Below are 20384 nucleotides of genomic sequence, written 5' to 3'. Positions count from 1 at the left end.
AAGAGAGGGACAACGATGTTTGAGAGTGGATTGCTAAAAGACAAGGTGATTCTCGTTACCGGTGGCGGTACGGGCCTGGGGCGTTCGATGGCGGAGCGATTTTTAGAACTGGGAGCTGCCGTCGCCATCACGGGTCGAAGGACAGAGGTACTCGAAGAGACGGCTAAAGAACTTGCACAAAACGCTTCGCCAGCGAAAGTATTTTGGAAGGGCTGCGACATTCGTAGCCCGGAACAGATTGCAGACTTGGTCCAAGCCGTGGAGGATCAGTTTGGACAATTGGACATTCTTGTAAATAATGCGGCGGGCAATTTCATCAGCCCGACCGAACGGCTTTCGCCACGAGCGGTGGACGCGGTTCTTAATATTGTGTTGCATGGCACATTCTACACAACATTAGAAGTCGGCAAGCGCTGGATTGAGCAGAAAAAGGCGGGAACCATGCTGAACATTGTGACCTCATATGCCTGGACTGGGTCGGGCTTTGTTGTTCCTTCCGCTGCCGCTAAAGCGGGCGTTTTGGCGTTGACGCGCTCCCTCGCGGTGGAGTGGGCCCGTTATGGCATCCGCCAGGTGGCCATTGCGCCGGGTCCTTTTCCGACGGAAGGCGCATGGTCACGCTTATCTCCGACACCCGAACTGAGTGACAAGATGATCGAAAGAATTCCTCTCAAGCGCGTTGGGGAGAAACAGGAGTTGGCTAATTTGGCCGCATATCTCGTTTCCGATTTTGCTGCGTATGTCAACGGGGAAGTCGTCACGATTGATGGTGGAGAGTGGCTGCAAGGGGCGGGTGAATTCAACGAACTGACAGAAGTGAGTGAAGAACAATGGGACTTACTTGCGGAAATGACGCGCAAGGGGAAGTAGCGAGATTTCCGTCTTGAAGAGCAAGTCACTGCAATCGGAACGCCGGCAGCCAAACGTTGCATCTGTGTGCCCCGTAAAAGCTGCCTACTTTGGCGTTGCCCAGTGCGTGGCACCCTGTAGTGCGTGGATGTCCACTTGCACGGAGACGGAGACTCGATACAGGGTGCGACGCGAATCTTTGGAGACGAATCGGCATTCCGGCCAAGCATCTCGAGACGAGAGTCTCGAGAGCAAGCGCTCTTTTTCAACGGCTGAGACCAACGGGTCGTTTCGAATGGTAGAGGCTATCATTTGCAACAGCGGATCGACCAACTGAGGGTGACCATCGAGCACAACACAATGGCCGGACTGTAGAAGCTGACGGACTTCTGCGGCTGTCGAATGAGCAGGCAACCAGTCCTGATATGCAGTTTGACTGTTCTCAAAGGGTTCTGATTGCATGCTCCATTCACCGCCTTGTTTTCGAAATATCTTCTTACTCCTGTTCTATAATTGAAGCGAGGTCATCATGCCTTCGTACGTCGCCTCTTCGAGCGTTCTGGGTGCCAAGCAATCTCCAATTTGATAGATGTTTTCGGCGACTGGTTGAAGTTCCTCGTATAAGTCCGTGTTAGGCACACGTCCCATCGAGAGAACGACTTGGTCCCACTCGGATATGTCCTCTACGGACTGAGCAAACACGTGGCGGATTTTCAGCTTGTCTTCCACAATACCGCCAAAGTCGTAATGCATGCGAATCTCCACGGAGAGTTCATAGAGTCGCTTCATGTACTCATTGCGCAAGAATTGGTGAACCTCTTCTCCTACGAACAGCTTGGAACAGACGAGCGTGACCTTACGCCGCCTCTCTGCCAAGTGAATGGCAGCCTCTATGGCTTGCCAGTCCCCCACATAGTCCATGATAACAACACGTTCGCCCATGTCTTCTACAGCATTTCCGAAGACAGACCCGACTTGCACTACCCGGCTATCGCCCATACCCGGAACGCGGGGCATATAAGGGCTGGACCCGACCGCACACACGATTGCATCGGGCTCCAGCAAACGCACCGACTCGCGTGTGGCCCGCTGACCGAGGCGCACATCGACTTGGCTTTGAGCGAGTTTGCGCGTGTAGTTGTCCAGCATACTTTCTGCCAACTCCCGCCGCATAGGGGCACAGCGCATCGTCCGCAACAGTCCTCCCAGTGCGTTCCCCTCCTCGAGCAGGATGACTTCGTGTCCGAGGGCATCGGCGGTGACCGCGGCTTGAAGTCCAGCCGGACCCGCCCCGACAATCACCACGCGCTTTTTGGGGCGATCTCGTTCAAATAAGGGCTGCAACGCTTCTTCTTGACCAGCTACCGGATTTTGAACGCATCCAATGGGTAGGTTGCGGTGATAGTGTCCAATGCAAGCTTGCAGGCAGCCGATGCACGCGTCGATGGTTTGCAACTCGCCGCGATGTGCCTTGTTGGGCATCTGTGGGTCGACGATAAGCGCCCGGGTCATCGCGACTGCGTCTGCCTGGCCCGTGGAGACAATCTTTTCCGCCTCGGCCGGGTCGACAATGCGGGAGCCCACGAAGACTGGAACTGCGCCAGCCATACGAATTTTGAATCCATCCGCAGCTACGTATGCGTGTTTGATGGGCGAAGGCGGTACGATATGGGTCGAGCCTGCGTACGTGCTGGATTCTCCCGCGGTGACGTTGATGAAGTCGAGTCGAACGCGATCGACCAAATAGTCGACTATCTCCACGGCATCCTTGATGGTAGCGCCATCCATGGTCATCTCATTCGAACTCATTCGAATGCCAACGGTAAAGTCTTCTCCTACTTCGGACCAGATGGATTCGAGTACTTCGACGATAAAGCGCATACGATTTTCAAACGGTCCACCATATTCATCGGTCCGATGATTCACGTGTGGAGACCAGAATTGGGCCGGCAAATAGCCGTGAGAGCAGCATACTTCCACTCCGTCCAGTCCCGCTTCTTGAGCGATTCGCGCCGAGTGGGCGAATCCGCGAATGATGTCGTGAATCTCCGACTGGCTCATGGGACGGGGCATCACTCCGAAACGTAAACTCGGTTCCGCTGACGGAGCAAGCGCCGCATGGCGATAGTCGCTCGAGACGACTTCTCTGCCTCCGTGAAAGAGCTGTGTGAACACGGCAGTGCCATGCTCGTGCAGTGTCCTTGCAATGGTGGCATAGGCTGGGATGACTTTTTCGTCGTAGCCGGCGATGGTATGCGTGGTCAGCATTCCCGATATGTGCACGGCAGCTGCTTCCAAAATGATAAGACCAGCGCCACCGCGCGCTCGGGCCAGATGGTAGGCGAGCATTCCTGATGTAGGAATGCCGTCGTGAACATGGTTGGTTTGATGAGCCGTGCTGAGTATACGGTTGTGAAGCGTCGTGTTGCCAACCGTGAGAGGCTCAAAGAGATGTTTAAAGTGCGCCACGGGAATAACCTCCATCATCTCATCATCTGGTTGCGAGAGGTATGGGAAATACGTCGATGAAAGTTTACTTCTGAAGTTCTTTCCAGTTCACTGGATACATGGAAAAGAAGAATTCGACCTCTTCATCCGTTCCGTACGTAATTTTTGCGCCATCCTTCATAAAATAGATGTCACCGGCTACAGCTTGTATTTTTTCTCCTTCATAGCCGATGTACATGCTACCAGAAATGACGTAAATCGCTTCGTCATAGTGCAACTGCCATTCGAAGGCGCTCTTCTTCATACGACAGATGCCACCGCCCATGGTCTTGGACAGTTTATGGATAGGGGAAGCGATTTCTGCCAAATCCCCGTCTACGCCCATGTCCTCGAATTGAATGTCGTTGCCGTGAATGATGTGTACGAGATGCTCCATGGTTATCCTCCTCAAATTTTCGGATGCTTGAGATGACGTTTAACGTGCAGTGTGTACTGCGAAACTTTCTGGTTGACGTGGCAACTGAATCAAAATGTGTTCTTCGTTTGTCTCCACCGGATAAGTCTTTATGGACACGGTATCTCGCTGAGCAACAGATTTTCCCGTTGCCATATGAAATTCCCAGCCATGCAAGGGACAGCGGACAATCTCGTTGTCGCAGCCGTATTCGTATTGATGGGGTACTGATGCCACCATCGTTCCTGTGATAGGTCCGCACATCAGCGGAGCACCTTGATGTGGGCATACATTCCGAAATGCATAGAGACGACCATCCACGTTGGTTATGACAATTTGCAATCGGTCTGCTTCAATCAGCAATCGACGTCCTGGTGGCAATTCGTCCACAGGGCAGACACGAACCATGACGGGGGCCAGTAAGGGTGTACTCACGGATATCCCACCTTCTGTCAAAGTCGGTACGCTTGACTTGCGTTGTCATAGAAGATTTTTCGTTTCATATCGTCTGGAAAGGCTGCAAAAACTTTCGGGCTGTATTCGCCGTCCCAGTGCGGATAGTCGCTGGCAAAGACGAGCATGTCCTCCGCTTTCGCCATTTGAACGAGGGAAACGATGTCCTTTGGATGGAACGATTCTTCCATCGGTTGCGTGCCAAGACGGATGTTGCGCCGAATGTAGTCGCTCGGTAACATTTTCACCCAAGGGATTTCATCTCGAAGCCCCTTCCAGTTTTTATCCAATCGCCACATGACGGACGGTAGCCATGCAAACCCATATTCGACAAAGACAAACTTTAACTTTGGGAACTTTTCTAAGACACCCTCACAGACGAGACTCATAATCTGGCGCTGCGCAACCAAAGACAGGGTCGTGTGCCATTCGGTATAGGTTGAAGCTGGTCCCACCGACTGAGTTGGCGCGTATTCGCCGGAACCTTCGGCATCTGGGTGAAGAACGATGGGCAAGCCATACTCCTCGGCGATTTGATAGACAGGCCAGAAGAAGCGATTACCCAAGGGAATGTTGACGTTTTGAAGATTGATTCCGACAATTCCGGATTTCTGGCCAACTCGTTCAATTTCCCTCACCGTGGCGGTCGGGTCCAAGGTTGGGACCACCATTGTCATTTTGTATCGTGGATCCGACTCCACCCAAGTGTCATAAAGCCAGTCGTTGCAAGCTGAACTGTAAGAAATGGCCATGTCCACGTTGTGATAAGCGCTCATGCTACCGTGTCCAACGTTGAGAATGCCGTATTTCGTGTGAAATCGGTCGAATAAGTCTTGGGTCAAAAATTCCGGGTCTGAACCAGGAACGCCGCCATCTGGCGTAACCGCGTCGAGTCGAAGCACGTAGTTCGGGTTGTTGTAGCGGGACTTTGGAAAATCAAAAGCCCCGGCATTCATATTTTTTAACATTTTCTTTTCAAAGCGACCGATGTTCATGAGGCGTTGGATTGACTCGTCCATGTAGGGCGTTAACTCTTCCAGTGAATTAAGGTAGGGGTGAACGTCGCAGTCGATAATGTCCGTCACCGTCTCTCTGTCCACCGGTACCTGTGGGTCGACTATCGCCATGGTGGAGACCTCCTCTGTTGTTTCCCCGAGCTTGCCTTCTCTACCTGTCACGCGCTGAGAACGCTTACAGTTGACAGCTGACGCGCGTCAAACTTGTGCCTTTATGTTCTTTGATGATTCAACATCAGAACGTTCAGCCATACATTCCACCGTCTTTAATAAACACGGTTTTGATCTCGGTAAAAAACTCGATGGCTGACTGCCCCTGTTCGCGAGAGTGTGAACCGGAATGTTTCATGCCTCCAAACGGAGCTTGCAACTCGACTCCTGCGCTCTCGGCGTTGATACGCACGAGACCTGCATCCATGTCTTGAATGAAGCTCATCATGTGACCGATGTTTTTGGTGAAGATGGATGCACTCAATCCAAACTTACTGTCGTTGGCAATTTCCAACGCCTCCGTCAGGTTCTCAAAAGGAATGAGTGCCAAAACGGGTCCGAAAATTTCTTCTTGTGCAATCCTCATGCCAGAAGTGACGTTCTCAAACACCGTTGGTTCCACAAAATAGCCTGACGAAAGGTCTCCTTCGGTCGCTCTGGTTCCCCCGAAAGCAAGGGTAGCCCCCTCTTCCAGACCAATTTGAACGTAGGATAAGACCGTTTCCATTTGCCGGTCGTTGACGCACGGGCCCATCCACGTCTCTGGTTGGAGTCCGTCCCCAACTCGAATCGACTTGACCTTCGACAACAGTTTTTCTCGAAATGCCGCGTAGACTTTCCGGTCTACCAAGACTCGACTGGTAGCAGTGCATTTTTGGCCGGTTGAACGGAGTCCGCCACTGACGGTCGCTTCCACCGCCAGGTCGAGGTCCGCATCAGCTGCAACAATGACCGGATTTTTGCCGCCCATCTCTAATTGATACTTCGCCCCCCTAGCGAGAGCCGTCATACCGACGTTGATACCCACATTGTCCGATCCGGTAAAACTAATTCCCGCCACATCTCGATGCTCCACAATGGCCTGCCCTACGACGGAACCGCGGCCAGTCACATAGTTCAAAACTCCGGCTGGTAGTCCGGCTTCTTCGAAACATTCCACCAATAGGGCAGCAGTCACAACAGAGTTCTCAGCAGGTTTAAAGACGACGGTGTTACCATAAATGAGCGCAGGTGCAATCTTCCACATAGGAATGGCCACTGGGAAATTCCAAGGTGTAATAACTCCCACCACTCCAAGCGGCGAACGCGTGGTAAACATCAGAGAAGACGCGTCAAAGGAGGGAATGACGTCGCCAATTTTGTGAAGCCCTTCGGCGGCGTAATAGCGTAAGATGGCAACACCGCGCAGTGTTTCTCCTTTGGCTTCGGACAGTGGCTTGCCCATTTCTCGGGTCATCGTCTGTGCAATTTCATCGGCACGCGCTTCGACACGATTTGCAACCGCATACAAAAACTGTCCGCGACTAGGATACGCCATGCGGCTCCATGCTTTTTGTGCACCTTTTGCCGCGCGCACCGCATCTGCCACGTCTTCCGCCGTCGAGAGTTGGACGTGACCGACCACGTCGTCGACACGTGCGGGATTGACACTGCTCGATGTTTCATTGCGATGAGAGGCCACCCACTGGCCGTTGATGTAATTCAGGTAAGTCTTTGAGATACTTTCTTTGTTCATCGTGACAATCCACCTTTCTGACTGAAAATCGGTTACGCTGTGGACGTGATGTGTTAGCTCTACTTGCCGTCATTAAATCACGCTCATTTAGTTATCACGATTTTCTTGCGTCATCGTATCATACTTTGCGTCGTCCGACAACGGATAATTATCTGTACCTATCAAAAAATTTAAGGATTTCGCACTTTACAGTCTCTTAGTGGCATGTTACGATAGCTTGCAAATCATGATTACAAAGAAATCGTATTCAAAAAATGAACTACATCACGAATGAGGAGGTTTCCGTGGTCAAGTGAAAGACAGTATCGATGACTAACAGTGATGGAAAGCTGAGAACCCGGTGGATAGTCATGAGGAATGAAAGCGCCTTCGTGTGTTTGTGCATGAGGGGGAAAGTCAAAGTAGCGTTTCGCAGCATGATGTGAGGGGGATGAAACATGTCGTTACAAGCTGTGGTAGATGACGCGCCCTTGTCAGGGTTCCATAAAAAACTAACCATCTATTCGTCCGGTGGACCGTTTTTGGATGGATATGTTCTTAGTATTATCGGTGTAGCACTGACACAAATTGTGCCACAGATGCATCTGAATGCACTCTGGGACGGGTTAATCGGTGCCTCCGCCCTGGGTGGCGTGTTTTTAGGCGGTTTGGTGTTTGGTTACGTGACCGACATTTTCGGTAGGCAAGTGATGTATACGCTCGACCTGGTGATATTCATTGTCGCTTCGGTTCTTCAGATTTTTGTTCACGGTGCCGTGGAACTTTTTGTCCTACGCTTGATCTTAGGCATTGCCATTGGCGCGGACTATCCTATCGCTACTTCTTTATTAGCCGAATTCGCTCCGAAAAAACAGCGTGGACCGATGCTCGGTAGTCTTCTCGTTTCATGGTATGTAGGCGCTACGGCAGCATATGTGGTCGGGTACTTTCTGATGTCTGCGGGCCCGGATGCATGGCGGTGGATGCTCGGGACGAGTGCCCTTCCTGCACTGGTGATTTTACTGTTGCGTCTCGGGACTCCTGAGTCTCCGCGATGGTTGGTGAGTAAAAACCGCGTCAAAGAAGCCGAAAGAGTTTTGAAGAAAGTATATGGTCCAGATGCGGATTTGACTCAGTTGTCGGAACCCATTGTGACCACTAAATTCTCTAAGTTGTTCCAAAGGGGTTATTTGAAACGCACCATGTTTGTCGGACTATTTTGGATGTTTTCCATCATCCCTGCCTTTGGAATTTACACGTTTGGCCCCGAGATTTTGAATCTGTTTCATCTCGGCTCCGGCAATGCGGGCAACTTGGGCTCTGCCGCATTGGATTTCATCTTCCTCATTGGGTGTATTCCAGCATTGTATTTGTGCAACTCAATGGGTCGTAGAGCTTTGCTCAACTGGTGTTTCGTATTTATGGCAGTGGGGTTACTCATCCTAGGTGTGTTTCCGAACGCTCCAGTATGGGTTATCATCCTGGGTTTTGTGGTCTACGCGCTATTTTCAGGAGGACCGAACGTATTGGACTTTATCTATCCGAATGAAATTTTTCCAACGGAAATTCGCGCGTCGGCAGTCGGTGTGGCGACCGCAATGAGTCGCGTTGGCGCATTTGTGGGAACGTTCTTGATGCCATTGTCCTTGACTAAATTGGGTGTTGGAACGACGATGATTCTTGGCACTATCGTTACTGTGTTGGGACTGCTCGTCTCGCTGATGTGGGCACCGGAGACAAAAGGGCGGAATTTGACAGAGACAAGTTCTATCGATGACAAGGACAGTAGACGTGCGAAAGTGAAAGAGGCCGTGAGAAGCTAGAGCCTTTGACTTCACGGACGCTGAGACGTGCGGGGAGTCAAAAGTCACCACGTGTTGCTTGTTATCTGCTGCGTGACCCTGAAAAAGACCCCGAGCGACGATTCTCTGCTCGGGGTTTTCGTGTCCGCTAGGAGGGGCTCATCCCGCTTTTGACGTGAATCATCGTCGCTTCTCGAATGTACCGCATCGTTCGTTGTGAGGCTTCGTCTGGAGTGTAGTTTCGACGATTGTTGAGAACGGTGGTCATCATGCCTTGCCAAATGAGAACGGTCATCTCATTAATAGACTCGATATCTTGTTCATCCAGTAGGTTTTCAGCAACCGCTTTCTCCAAAACGGCCTGGCTTCGTTTCGACAAGCTGTATTCAAAAACCAGCGGCTTAATGTCTTCCGGTAGACCAGTTAAATCGCTTTGATAGACGCTATAATATCGCTTCAAAAGTTCATCCGGCTGACTTCCCAAATCTGAGATGAAAATGGCATGGAAAACTTGTGGGTTTCGAAATGAGTGTTGACAAAAGCATTCCCAAGTCAGTAGATACTTTTCGATGGAATCTTTGCCGCGAGACATGTATACCGAGAGTTCTTGGGTATAATCCTTTAAGAAACGCATGGAAGCAAAAAAAATTAAATGCGACAACTCATTAAAATAGTTGTAAATCGTTGCGCTCGTGTAGCCGGCCAAATCCGCGACCTTGCGAATGGTGACGTTTTCCATTCCCTCTTCCTCTATGATTTTGGCGGTCGCGTCCACGAAGTACATCCACATTCTCGACATTTGCAACTCTTTCCGGGTTGCCATTTCGTCACCTCGCACTCTTCAACGATACTACGTCTGTATTCTAGCCTCATTATTATAGACGAGAGTTCGCCTCGACATCTAGGCGGGGGGATTTTAGAGCACGACTTTTGCATGCATGTTTCCACTATGTCCATGCGATTTCGTGATTTGTGTCCCCTAACAATGAAAAAGTCTCTTGTCATGGAGGATAGGGCTACCCGTCATCCATTATAAGGGGGTTTTTCATGGTTGGGGGGATAAAACTTATCGAGCCTCCGAATATTGTAGAAAATAGATACTACTTTTATAATTTATAGTACAAAAAGTAATTTGTAGGACGAAGATAATATCGACAAATGGGCATATAGGAGATAGACAATTGTGTTCCAGCACCGTCGATGATATGTTCGAGTAGTCTTAGGAAGTTGGGGGAAAGGGGATGGGCGTATGCGACTTCTGTGGCGATTGATAGTGGGGTTGTTTTTAGCGGTAGTTGTGGCGGTTTTCGCGGTGATCAACGTTCAAGTGGAAGCTATCCATTTTCTTTTCGGTACTGCCCACGTACCGCTCGTTTTAATTATTCTCGGGTCTGCATTTGTTGGCGGTTTGGTCGTTGGCTTCATTGGTATCGTTCTTCAATTTCGACTTCGTCGGCGGAATTCCCAATTGCGTCGGGAAGTAGAAAAACACAAAGCGCAATTGGATAAGCTACAGGAGAATCAAACGGAAGTGCTGGATGGGAAACCTGAGGTTCCTCAAGAAGAGGCATCGGCGCCCGCTTCCGAAGAACCGTCTGCGGACGCCGAGTCTTCTTGAGAACTTCTTGGTTTTCAATCAGATGACAACATGATATGTGGACACCGTGGCTTTGCCAGCCGACTCGTTGCCGCCGTGCGCGGCGCGGAAGTGCGGGCTTTTGACCCAGTCGTGAAAGTGCTTTTCGGACTCCCAGACCGTCGTCACAAGATAATGGGAGTCATCACTGGCTCGCAACATCTCGAATTTCACAAAACCAGGCACCTGTTTCATGTGTTCGGCAGCGTGCTGAAAGCGTTGCTCTAAGTCAGATCCTTGGCCGTTTGCAGATTCAATGCGGTTGTGTGCATGAAACATTGAAACCACCTCCACCTTTATTCTACGCCTTTCCAGTAGAGAAATGTGGAGAGCATAAACGGACTGGCAAAGAAGTGGGAGGGACAAATGTGAAAGAGCGAGTTGTTCGAGTGCGTGGAGATGGACAGTTGCTGGACACGCTCCTCACCCATTTTCCGCACATCGGACGCAATAAAGTCAAAGCGTGGCTGACTCGGGGGCAAGTGAAAGTCGACCAACAGACGGTCCAGCGTTATGACCAACCTGTGCGGGCTGGTCAACAGATTCAAGTTGAGATGGGTAAGGCTGGTGGCGAGTTATCGATTCACGCCAAGCAGAGATTGTCCATTGTGTATGAGGATGACGAGGTAGTGGTTGTGGACAAACCGGCTGGACTGCTGTCTGTGGCCACGGAAGATAAGACTGAGTTAACCGCATATCGACTCGTCACGGAGCACGTTCGCAAGATGGACACCAAACATCGGATTTTTGTCGTTCATCGATTAGACAGAGATACTTCTGGCATCATGCTGTTCGCCAAACGTTATGAGACGCAGCAGTGGCTTCAAGACAATTGGAATGATGTGGTCAAAGAACGCAGATATGTTGCGGTCGTAGAGGGTAGAGTGCAAAAACAAGAAGGTGTCATTGACACGTGGCTAAAAGAGAGCAGCACGCGTACGATGTATGTCAGTTCGCCGGGAGACGGATTGCGCGCTATCACTCATTTTCGAGTGTTGAAGCGAAGTAGCGAATATTCTTTGGTGGAGTGCCAGTTAGATACTGGGCGAAAGAATCAAATCCGAGTTCACATGAAGTCGATTGGACATTGTGTGGTCGGGGACAAACGCTATGGGGCCACTCGCGATGAAATTGGACGACTCGCGCTTCATGCCGCATCTTTGGCCTTTCTGCATCCTACAAAACCGGAGAAGGTTCTTCGGTTTGAGTCGGAAATACCAGCCGCATTTCGAAAACTCTTTTCGTGACACGGGGGATGTTTGAGGTACAATCAAGAGGAATGGGGGAGTTCATGTGCCAAGAGCGGAAAATCGAAAAAAACCACCGAATTTGCAGGGGGGAGTGGCGGGTTCAGGTCCGCGCCAAAAGAACGGGAGTTTTCGGAATCCTGTAGAGAGAGAGCAAGCACAGTCCCGAAAGCAAGATTTATTAGAGCGCATGAAGAAAATCCAGCAAAACAAGAAGGGCACCGAATGACGGGTGGGAGTGACGGAACGGTTCGTCGAAATATTCGGCCGGGGCTAACTGTCGATGTTGTTCAGAAAGCGGATCAACCGACAGGCCGACTGACACGAGGCGTGGTGAAAGACATTCTGACGAATTCACCGACACATCCGCATGGCATCAAAGTGCGTCTTGTCGATGGCAAGGTCGGTAGGGTTCAAAGCATCGTTGTGAGTGGAAACCAATGAGCGGCGGTTGTGCGCACCGTCGCCACTCAAAATTCGGGAGCTTTCGTTGAAAGCGTCAGACGGTGAGGCTTGGGCTTGTCATCAAAAAAGCCATTGTGGAGGAGACTCTGCCCGTCGCTCGCTGTGAAAGATGTCAGGAAAGTTTGGATAGGTTCGTCTCCAAGTTGAGTTCTTCATGAGTTTTCATGTTTTGCATGATGCAAATACAATGCCCAAGCACTTTGTGCCGCACATGGTCCTCTTTTTGCATGGATATGACCATGACCACCACGGAATAGGCGGTGGGATAGATGTCGGCGATGAGCACTTCGGGAGTTGCATTCAGTGGGTCCGGAAACTCGGCGGAAAGTGCATGTTTTAAGGTTTCCGTAAAAGTGTTCGGCTCGATTTCGTAAGGTACGTCAAACCGCATACGCACACGATGAGACGCCTCTCGGGAACGATTTTCCACGAATGACTGAGCAATCAATCCGTTTGGAATGACTTGTAGATATCCATCTCCGTTTTGAATCTCCGTGTAGACCAAATTAATATCCTGTACCGTTCCGTAGTACATGGGTCGCAACGACTCGTGAGGAAAGGAAGGCATTAACATGGGGAATTGCCAAGCCACAAGTCCAATAGAATCTCCAATACGAAAAGGACGGAAAAATATTAGCCAAATACCTCCAATGATGTTTGCCAATACTGTTTGCCCAGCCAATCCGACAACGACCGTGACAAATGCGCCGCCAAATACGACGCTGGGAAGCCCGGCTCCAAATGCGGTCAGTACGGCGACAACGACCGTCAAAAAGAGCAGTAGTCGAGCAACGTAACGAATGGTCGTAGAGTGCTGTGGCCCGAGTTTATCTACAGAAACGCGAAAGAGACGGCGCTCCAGTAACGCTGAGATAATTCCGCCAATGAGTAGGACCAAGGCCGCCTTTAATACATCGAGCCAACCTTTGGGAATGTCTTTGACGAGACCAGAGTGTGTGTCGACGTATGTAATGACCACAATGCCGACAGCAACCAGCAGGCATATCCAAAACAGCGTTCTTTTCCACGAGTCGACGTCGCGCTTTTGTCCACCATGGTTCAAGAGAATTCCCCCTCGTGAGATGAATGGGTGATAGAAAGCGCTCACCCGTCGATGGAGAGGAAACGTCCACCAACCATCGAAATCAACCATCGAAATCAACCATTGCAAAGTAGGCACTGAAAAGTAGCCATGCCTATGAGACGCAACGGTGCCTGTATTCCCTCAGCTTGCCTATCGTATCTAACAGTATATCGCTTCCGCTCGTACGGCAAAACAGGGCGCGATCACTCAGCTAAAATCTTACCGAAAGGTTATTGGCTCACTCATTTAAAAATCTAACCCAATCTCTGTGCGTTTGAAGGATGAGTAGGAGGGGTGGCCGGAGGCCAGAGGGGAGAAGCGGAAGCGGCTTCCCTTGTGTGCCTCTGGATTCCCTCAGTTCCATTCGGGCAACTTCTGGTGCTCTCAGTTCACGGAGCCGGTGCGGGCATGGGCGGTGAGGGGGGCTGACCAGCACTTCTGGCTCGCCAATTCGAAAAAGGTGAGCCCAGAGGCTCACCATGCGCGATTGTGTGATGTTTCGTACAGACACTTTGTCAGCAGTTACTCCAACTTCTCGAGTGCTCGACGAATTGAACAATGCTGCATGCCGTGAAGGTCAAGGAATGAACACAGCGTGTAGCGCAATCGGGCCTTTCAAGTAGTCGAGTGCTTCCTGTGGCGTTCCGGAAGGGACGAGAACGTCCATGACATTGGTTGGGTACCCATTAGGATCGTTGTACACATAGCCAAAGTTATATGCGCCAGCCGTTTGCGCAATCGGGCGCACCTGGCCGGGAGCATAGCCATCTTGAGACAAAGTCGTGACTACGAGTCCCCAGCCCTTAGAGAACTTGCCAACGAGGCTCTGCGGTATCCGAATCGTAACTGTTTTTGTCAGTTGATTCGCGGATACACCTAAGTTGCTGGATAGAACGTCCCCTGTGGCATTCGTCAGGTCGGAACCATAACCGGTCACCTGGAGGGCATACGTCCAATCGGAGCCCTGCGCAAATCCGATGTTCGTGTAGGGAAGGGGCGATGAGGAAGTCGCCGTTGAACCTGGTTTCACCAAGTAAATCTCAATCAGCTTGGTAGAGAATCCATTTGGAGCACCGTAGATGTTGTGCATCACGTCGTACGATACGTTGATGATGTCTTGGCTGGCGTTCGTGCGCACGGAGACATCGTTCATACTGAGCATCCCAGGCACATACCAGCCGCCGGTTGGATAGGTGTACCATCCGGGACCGCGATCATCGAAAGGTAAATTACTCCATTCAGCCAACGCTGGTGGCTGATATGTGACAGCGTAGGTTTTCGTGGTCGTTTGTCCGGCTTGGTGGGCGACTACGTAAACCATATTCAAGTCGTTCGACACCTGAATCGGGATGCTGTAATCGCCTTTGCTGTCCGCCCTGACGGTTGAGCTCGTGAGTCCCGACGAGTTGACCACTCCGACTGTCACTTTTGCTCCCGGAGTAGTGGTTCCTGTCAAAGTCGGTTTCGTGGTAGATACGACCATGTTGCCACTGTCGACACTGTAAGGTCCAGATTTCGGGACGGAAATGGTGTTCGATCCGCTAGGGAACGCCACGGTCAGCGTAAGTGCTGCCTGTCCTGGTGGCTTGGGTCCAAGAGGCGGCTTGGGTCCAAGAGGCGGCTGCGTTGAGGCTAGCGGGCCTGCGGCTTCCATCGGACCTAGTGGCATTCCCGGTCCACGACCGTTCGGCGTATGAGCAAATTCCCGATTGAGGGCACGCGGCTGGTCAACTAAACGATGTTTTGAAATGTCGACCGCTAGCCGGACGTATTGAGCCATCGCCCAGTCCAGAGGCGCGGCCGATCCAGTCGCAACACCAGGACGCAACCCAATACTGGCGACGGCCGGATTGGTACCCGGAGGCGATACAGGAATGGTCGTGTTAAACGGCCATACCTGTTCGGGAATCATCCCCAGTCCGTAGGCCATGTTATCCATCGTGGTCAGATAGTAAAGTGGCGAGTGTGCCGTACGAACCCCGTCCAGTCTGGCGGCAAGTTCGTATTCACCACGCTCCCCGGCGAGCACGGGCCATAAGCCTCCCACGCCCGATCCGTTATACGGCGCTCCATCGGCATAGTTTCCATATCCATCGTGGTTATAACGGAAAAATCCTGGTCCGTTGGGCGTTTGCACCTCAATCGTCTTGTCGATGACTTTTAAAGAGTTACGAACTACGGTATTGTCCGGAGACAGAAGTCCAAGTCGCACCAAACTTAAAAAGCCCATATCGACAATGTCTTTTTGTGGATAGGTTCCACCTCCATTGGCCAAGGTCAGTAGGGCGCTGCCATTGACGTTCGGCCCGGTACTGATGCGGACAAAGTAAGGCTTGCTTGAAAGCGGCCCGTTGTCGGTCACGGTCCATTGTTCAATGTGGTCTAGCCAGCGAGTCGCGGCACCGCGATAGACAGCGGCGTCGGAGGCATAACCGTCTTTTTGTGCGATGTCTGCTCCGAGTGCGAGAGCAGCGATGTCCACGGCCATGGTGTTAGGAGAAAATCCGCTGGCCTCTTCCCAACGGTCTAAATCTGTCCACGGCCCATGATTCAGGATGTATCGCAGTTCGGGACGAATGTGTTTGAGGTAGACGTTTCGTCCGGTGTCTCTCAACTGGTACGCTAAGATGACCGGGAATCCGTTTTGATCGAGTTCTTGGCCGGTCCAGAACGGTGTTCCATTGACAAAACTGTTTTGTGGATAGTTCCCATTGGGCTCTTCATCCACGTTGAAAAACCAGTTCAGGATTTGATGGGCAGTTTTCATATCGCCTGCCGCCATAAAAGCAGAGGCCATCTGGTATGCGTCGCGAACCCAGACCATGTGGTAGCCCGTGACAGACGGGCTTACGGCTGACTCATCCTCGCCCCAAGGAGTGGATAGCGATGCCGCCATCGCGCCGCGGTAGGTCTTGTCTTCAGCACCCTTCAAGGTCATGAGTGCCAGCCAATATTCATTTTGGAGTTTGACTGGCAATCCGACAGGCTTGTACAAGGGGGCCAAATATCTCGCCCACTGTCCTTGGAATTGCTGCAACATTGGCAACCACGGTGTCTGAAGCGTGGTTGTAGCCGATGACTCTGCTCGAGTTGGACTGCTACCATAGCTGAGGACGACCTGCGAAGTGTAGGTTGTGCTGGTATGGTTCGCGATGACACTCGGCCACTTTGGACCAAATGGCGACGGTCCCGGTGGTGGCGACGGTACGGGACTCGGTGCCAAAACGGGTGGCATGAGTGCGGGCGATGACCCTGGAATCGGTGGTTTCGGTAGTGGACTGTGCGCGTTCTTCATCGGAACCAGCGGGAGTTGACCTATCTGACCGATGTTACCGGTTGCGGATGTATAGGGAATGAGTTTTTCTGTTTTCTCAAGCTGGGTTATCCCATCGTTACTTCCCATGTACCCAGTCGACGTCATGAGAAAACCGTCTTTACTGGCAATTGCTGCAGAAACGGTATTGTTTTGACTGACCAACATGCTCTGGTTGCCGACTGTCGCAGTCCAGCCCAAGTTATTGATTCCTTGATTGTCCAGTTGAGGATGACTGAAGACGTAAAGCTGATAGTGCTGTGGATTCCCTTTAAGGACAGTGAACCATGTCCGGACAACAATGGAACTGTTGTTCGGGTTTGTATAGTAGATATGCGTCAGTGCAAAAGACCCATTCTTTGCGGTGTTTACTACTTTGACAGCTAAGCCGTTCGTCGCGAGCAGGGAGTAAGAGTGGGTGGTGGAAGTCGTTTCTGGCATTACTTGCCCATTGTGTACCACGACAAATTGAAATTGTGAGCTGTCTGCGACATTAACGGTAGGATAGAAAGTTTCCCCAATCGAACCACGTTGCAGCGCAAACCACACTTTGGAAGCGGTATCATCGGCGGTAACAATTGCGTCGTTGCGCCCTACTGTCCAATAGGGAGTGGCTTGTGTGTTGGGAATGGGTGCAGGATGCGCGTTTGTGCTTGCCAACGCCGTCGGAGGTAAAGCTAGCGAGGCGAGCAATGTGGCCCCAAAAGAGCCAGCTATCAGTTTTCCGAGCTTGCTCAATCGACAGGACTCCTTTCAATGTCACGCTATTTCAATCAATTTTCAAGATTGCTTTCATAGAATAAAGTATTCCGTATTTCCCGACAAGTGTTTTGTTGATTTTCATCAAACGTTTTTGTCATAAAAACTGGAATCTACTTGAGTCAGTTTAGAGTATGCTTGGACACATTTGGAATACAAACTGATGTGGTTGCGTATGTATCCCTCGATATCGGATGGAGGGATTTTAGTTATGGATTCCCGAGACCATGAAACTTGGAACGACAGACGCCATCAGCAAGACTCTGCCAACGACTTTTGTGCCAGTCGAGATGACGTTGCCCCCTTGTTCGTCGCTGAAGCCTACGTTCGCGGTAAATCGAAGCGCGTTAACCTGGAAGATTTGCGTGGCCATTATGTGGCACTTGTTTTCTATTCCAGCGACTTCACCTTTGTCTGACCGACGGAATTGGCAGCGGTCGCTGCCGTTTATTCGCGTCTTATCGAGCTAGACACTCAGGTGCTCGGCATTAGTACGGACAGCATTTACAGTCACAAGGTCTTCCGTGAAACGTCTCCCTTAATGCAGAATGTTCACTATCCACTGATTAGTGATCATAACCAATCGATTTGTCGAGACTACCGCGTCCTTGATACCAAAGAAGGTACAGCGTTTCGCGCTACGGTCATCATTAATCCGGAAGGAATCATCCTTGCTAAACTGATTTATCCGAAAGACGTTGGCCGCAGCGCGAAAGAGATAGTTCGCATGATGGAAGCGATTCAATTTCATCGAAAAACAGGCCTTGGAGCGCCGGCCGACTGGCAGCCTGGCATGCAAGGAATTCCTCGAGACCTGTCAAAGGCGGGAACGTATTGAGAGGCAGTCTCTTGGTTTCTTGAGAGCAGAGGCAATGTAGAGTATAGTGATTGAGGAAGAGTTGGGACTTCACGTTCGTAGATTTCGTCCGCAAAGTGACCTTGGCGCTACAGGGACCGTATCAGTGGGCGCACTTCAGATAGAGAGGGCGAGAAACGAGTGAGCTTGCAGTGGATGTCGTCATTTGTGAATTTTTTGGAGAATAACGGATATTCCACATCTATGTGGGAGTCTGGATTTAATCAAAATCAAGCGAATGAAGTTTGCGCAGAACTGACCAAGTGGTTTTCTCAAGACAGTGGAGAGTCTGGAGAATTTCTGATTCTCTGGAGCGACGGCGATGGCAGCTCGTTTTTTGGTGATGCGGAGTTAGCCTACTTTACAGATGGAGTCGCTTATGTACTACCTAATCCGTTTGTGGAAGGTAGCGCAGAGGCTTTCTTCAGTGCGCTCATCAGTGTCACCAATCATCATTTTGAAGCTCTTTATCCTACGGAAATTCGCAAGCGCGTCTTATACAACGCAATATAACTCGGAACACCTGCAGGGTAATTGAGGATGGCGATGGAGTTCGCCGATAACCGTCTTTATGGACTGATGACTCCTACTAGTCGACCCATTGCGGTCGGCTAGTAGGAGTCGTTTTGTATGGGCGGGTGGAGGAGATTCAATGGGAATAGCGGCGTACAAAAAGGGGCGATATGATGGTCTACGTCGGATTGGCAATTGGTGCGATTTTTGGAGGACTGGCGCGCTTTTCACTAAGTGTGGCGATACCGAATGTCAACCATTGGCCGATGGCCATTCTGGTCATCAATTTGTCGGGTTCTTTGGTGCTTGGCTGGTTTTATGGAGTAGGTGGCCGTCGGTCGATGCCGGCCTGGCTTAGGGTCGGATTTGGCACTGGATTGATTGGTTCGTATACAACTTTTTCGACGTTTAGTTTGAATATCGTGCAATTGCTACCACAGCACGCATGGGTGGCTGTCTTTTATGCACTGGTCAGTCTGATAGGTGGACCGTTTCTGGCCTATCTGGGGGATTTTCTGGCCACGTTTCCTGCCAGGCGTGCGGTGGAAACTGCCGACTCGGAACAGGCAGGTGTTGGAAGATGAGCAGCGTTGCCTTGGTCTGTGTCGCAGCTGGCGCTATCGTGGGCACGATGGCAAGATTTTGGATTGGACGATCCTTTGAATCCTTGGGACAGGCTCAGTTTCCTTGGGCCACATGGATCATCAACGCCATTGGGAGCTTTTTCATTGGTATCTTTGCCGAACAGTTATTACTCCATCACTTCTCCGTTGATATATGGGACTTGTTGGGTGAGGGATTCTGCGGGGGCCTTACGACATTTTCTACGATGTCAGTGGAGACGGTTCGACTCTTGAAGCAATCCGTTCGCCTTGGTTTGACGTACATCGGTACTTCACTCGCCAGCGGCGTGGTCTTTTGCAGTATAGGCCTCTTTCTGTTGAGACCGTGAATCAAGATTGGAAGCATTCGCTTTCTCTCAAGCAGGACTCGCTAAGGTAAGGCGTTTGGTGACGAATCGGGGCGAATCATGGTGCAGCTTTAACGGGCTCGATATATAATGTCGTCAATCGGATTGTTCCGCAGAATTCGTATCTTACCAACGTACTCTATGGTGTTCCCTGCCGCGGCGCCGATAGCTGGGCAGATAGTTATGCAGATATGACGAGAAAGTGAGTGAGTCGAGTGAGGACGCTCAAAGGGTATGAAGCCATTGAGATTGCCGAAGAATACGACCTGCCGCTCTTTGATTTAGACTACCGCGGCGAGGTGACGGTCGAGGAAACGAAGCAATTCATTGCGAGTCACCGCAGCCCGCAATCCTTTGCGCTTCCCAACTGGCCTGAGTCGGACGTCGAAGGCGAGCATTTGGTAATGCAGGCCTTTTATCATCTTCTCCTTGAAAAGCGCCATGCAGAAGCAAAATTGGACGATGTACTCGCGACATTGGAAAAGACGCCCATTCATCCCGCTGCTGTCGAACTCGCGTTGGAACGGTTGGTCGAACAGAACCGCCTGAATTTGCTTTCGGTGACAAAAGAGTCGATTACGTATCAGATACCTCGGACGATTTATTTCAAAGAGGAATTTTTGGTTCAACTCGATGATTTGATTTGTGAGGATTGCGCCAAATTAGACCTCGATGGACCGTTCCACCAAGCGTGCTTGGACACTCTGACCAAATTTCTCGGCGAAGGTAGCTTTACCCTTAAGCAGTCCTGTAATGAAGCAATTTAAGATTTGCTAGATTAAAAAACCTCCTGGTATCGTGGTAGGTGACGAAA

21 protein-coding genes and 1 riboswitch are annotated in these 20384 nt (G+C 50.8%); of the genes, 11 read left to right on the top strand and 10 right to left on the bottom strand.

Features of this window, described 5'->3' with window-relative positions; translation table 11 throughout:
• Window positions 1-15: 15 nt before the first annotated feature.
• Window positions 16-870 (top strand): SDR family oxidoreductase, encoded by an 855-nt coding sequence (locus M4I36_RS14185; RefSeq protein ID WP_258112407.1) that lies wholly within the window; start codon window positions 16-18, stop codon window positions 868-870.
• 84 nt (window positions 871-954) lie between these two features.
• Here M4I36_RS14185 and M4I36_RS14180 read toward each other — a convergent pair whose 3' ends face one another.
• The 6 genes from M4I36_RS14180 to gucD form a co-directional block, all read right to left on the bottom strand.
• On the bottom strand, window positions 955-1311 hold the full coding sequence (locus tag M4I36_RS14180; RefSeq protein WP_258112406.1) for a hypothetical protein: 357 nt from the start codon (window positions 1309-1311) through the stop codon (window positions 955-957).
• Between the two features lie 45 nt (window positions 1312-1356).
• Window positions 1357-3318, bottom strand: coding sequence for an oxidoreductase (locus tag M4I36_RS14175; protein ID WP_258112405.1), 1962 nt, complete (start codon window positions 3316-3318; stop codon window positions 1357-1359).
• 64 nt (window positions 3319-3382) lie between these two features.
• Window positions 3383-3733, bottom strand: a complete 351-nt coding sequence (locus M4I36_RS14170; protein WP_258112404.1) for a cupin domain-containing protein — start codon at window positions 3731-3733, stop codon at window positions 3383-3385.
• Window positions 3734-3772: 39 nt separating this feature from the next.
• Window positions 3773-4186: a Rieske (2Fe-2S) protein gene (locus tag M4I36_RS14165; RefSeq protein ID WP_258112403.1), complete on the bottom strand. Its 414-nt coding sequence runs from the start codon at window positions 4184-4186 to the stop codon at window positions 3773-3775.
• A gap of 17 nt (window positions 4187-4203) precedes the next feature.
• On the bottom strand, window positions 4204-5331 hold the full coding sequence (locus M4I36_RS14160; RefSeq protein ID WP_258112402.1) for an amidohydrolase family protein: 1128 nt from the start codon (window positions 5329-5331) through the stop codon (window positions 4204-4206).
• A 133-nt stretch (window positions 5332-5464) separates the two neighbouring features.
• The gene (gene gucD / locus M4I36_RS14155; RefSeq protein WP_258112401.1) at window positions 5465-6946 is read right to left on the bottom strand and encodes an alpha-ketoglutaric semialdehyde dehydrogenase GucD; all 1482 of its coding nucleotides are present in this window, start codon (window positions 6944-6946) and stop codon (window positions 5465-5467) included.
• A gap of 437 nt (window positions 6947-7383) precedes the next feature.
• Here gucD and M4I36_RS14150 point away from each other — a divergent pair, with 437 nt between their 5' ends.
• Window positions 7384-8748: an MFS transporter gene (locus tag M4I36_RS14150; protein ID WP_258112400.1), complete on the top strand. Its 1365-nt coding sequence runs from the start codon at window positions 7384-7386 to the stop codon at window positions 8746-8748.
• Window positions 8749-8875: 127 nt separating this feature from the next.
• On the opposite strand, the gene M4I36_RS14145 is transcribed toward M4I36_RS14150, so the two are convergent.
• Complete coding sequence (locus tag M4I36_RS14145) at window positions 8876-9550, bottom strand: TetR family transcriptional regulator (protein WP_258112399.1); 675 nt, start codon at window positions 9548-9550, stop codon at window positions 8876-8878.
• A 426-nt stretch (window positions 9551-9976) separates the two neighbouring features.
• Here M4I36_RS14145 and M4I36_RS14140 point away from each other — a divergent pair, with 426 nt between their 5' ends.
• Window positions 9977-10345, top strand: coding sequence for a LapA family protein (locus tag M4I36_RS14140; RefSeq protein WP_258112398.1), 369 nt, complete (start codon window positions 9977-9979; stop codon window positions 10343-10345).
• Window positions 10346-10363: 18 nt separating this feature from the next.
• Here the strand turns inward: M4I36_RS14140 and M4I36_RS14135 are convergent, their stop codons facing one another.
• On the bottom strand, window positions 10364-10642 hold the full coding sequence (locus M4I36_RS14135; protein ID WP_258112397.1) for an antibiotic biosynthesis monooxygenase family protein: 279 nt from the start codon (window positions 10640-10642) through the stop codon (window positions 10364-10366).
• An 89-nt stretch (window positions 10643-10731) separates the two neighbouring features.
• Between M4I36_RS14135 and M4I36_RS14130 the strand changes: the two genes are divergently transcribed.
• The 3 genes from M4I36_RS14130 to M4I36_RS14120 are packed head-to-tail and all read left to right on the top strand — an operon-like array spanning window position 10732 to window position 12054.
• Window positions 10732-11610: an RluA family pseudouridine synthase gene (locus tag M4I36_RS14130; RefSeq protein WP_258112396.1), complete on the top strand. Its 879-nt coding sequence runs from the start codon at window positions 10732-10734 to the stop codon at window positions 11608-11610.
• Between the two features lie 46 nt (window positions 11611-11656).
• Window positions 11657-11839, top strand: a complete 183-nt coding sequence (locus tag M4I36_RS14125; protein WP_258112395.1) for a hypothetical protein — start codon at window positions 11657-11659, stop codon at window positions 11837-11839.
• Window positions 11836-12054 (top strand): YwbE family protein, encoded by a 219-nt coding sequence (locus M4I36_RS14120; RefSeq protein ID WP_258112394.1) that lies wholly within the window; start codon window positions 11836-11838, stop codon window positions 12052-12054. Before M4I36_RS14125 ends, M4I36_RS14120 begins: the two co-directional genes overlap by 4 nt.
• 133 nt (window positions 12055-12187) lie before the next feature.
• On the opposite strand, the gene M4I36_RS14115 is transcribed toward M4I36_RS14120, so the two are convergent.
• The gene (locus tag M4I36_RS14115; RefSeq protein ID WP_258112393.1) at window positions 12188-13138 is read right to left on the bottom strand and encodes a mechanosensitive ion channel family protein; all 951 of its coding nucleotides are present in this window, start codon (window positions 13136-13138) and stop codon (window positions 12188-12190) included.
• 598 nt (window positions 13139-13736) lie between these two features.
• Window positions 13737-17210, bottom strand: a complete 3474-nt coding sequence (locus M4I36_RS14110) for a glucodextranase DOMON-like domain-containing protein (RefSeq protein WP_258112392.1) — start codon at window positions 17208-17210, stop codon at window positions 13737-13739.
• 232 nt (window positions 17211-17442) lie between these two features.
• On the opposite strand from M4I36_RS14110, the gene M4I36_RS14105 reads away from it, so the two are divergent.
• The 5 genes from M4I36_RS14105 (at window position 17443) to M4I36_RS14085 (ending at window position 20337) form a co-directional block, all read left to right on the top strand.
• On the top strand, window positions 17443-18069 hold the full coding sequence (locus tag M4I36_RS14105; RefSeq protein WP_374986329.1) for a peroxiredoxin: 627 nt from the start codon (window positions 17443-17445) through the stop codon (window positions 18067-18069).
• 186 nt (window positions 18070-18255) lie between these two features.
• Window positions 18256-18600 (top strand): hypothetical protein, encoded by a 345-nt coding sequence (locus tag M4I36_RS14100; RefSeq protein ID WP_258112391.1) that lies wholly within the window; start codon window positions 18256-18258, stop codon window positions 18598-18600.
• A gap of 20 nt (window positions 18601-18620) precedes the next feature.
• Window positions 18621-18683, top strand: a riboswitch (Fluoride riboswitch).
• An 87-nt stretch (window positions 18684-18770) separates the two neighbouring features.
• Window positions 18771-19184, top strand: a complete 414-nt coding sequence (locus M4I36_RS14095; RefSeq protein WP_258112390.1) for a fluoride efflux transporter FluC — start codon at window positions 18771-18773, stop codon at window positions 19182-19184.
• On the top strand, window positions 19181-19552 hold the full coding sequence (locus M4I36_RS14090) for a fluoride efflux transporter FluC (RefSeq protein ID WP_258112389.1): 372 nt from the start codon (window positions 19181-19183) through the stop codon (window positions 19550-19552). The genes M4I36_RS14095 and M4I36_RS14090 overlap by 4 nt, the downstream gene beginning before the upstream one ends.
• 224 nt (window positions 19553-19776) lie before the next feature.
• A complete protein-coding gene (locus M4I36_RS14085; RefSeq protein WP_258112388.1) occupies window positions 19777-20337 on the top strand; it encodes a hypothetical protein in 561 nt (186 codons plus the stop codon).
• Window positions 20338-20384: the final 47 nt, after the last annotated feature.

The organism is Alicyclobacillus sp. SP_1, assembly GCF_024706985.1.
Taxonomy (GTDB): Bacteria; Bacillota; Bacilli; order Alicyclobacillales; family Alicyclobacillaceae; genus Alicyclobacillus_I.
Note: the sequence above shows the minus strand (reverse complement) of the source record. Positions and strands in the feature narration are given on the sequence as shown.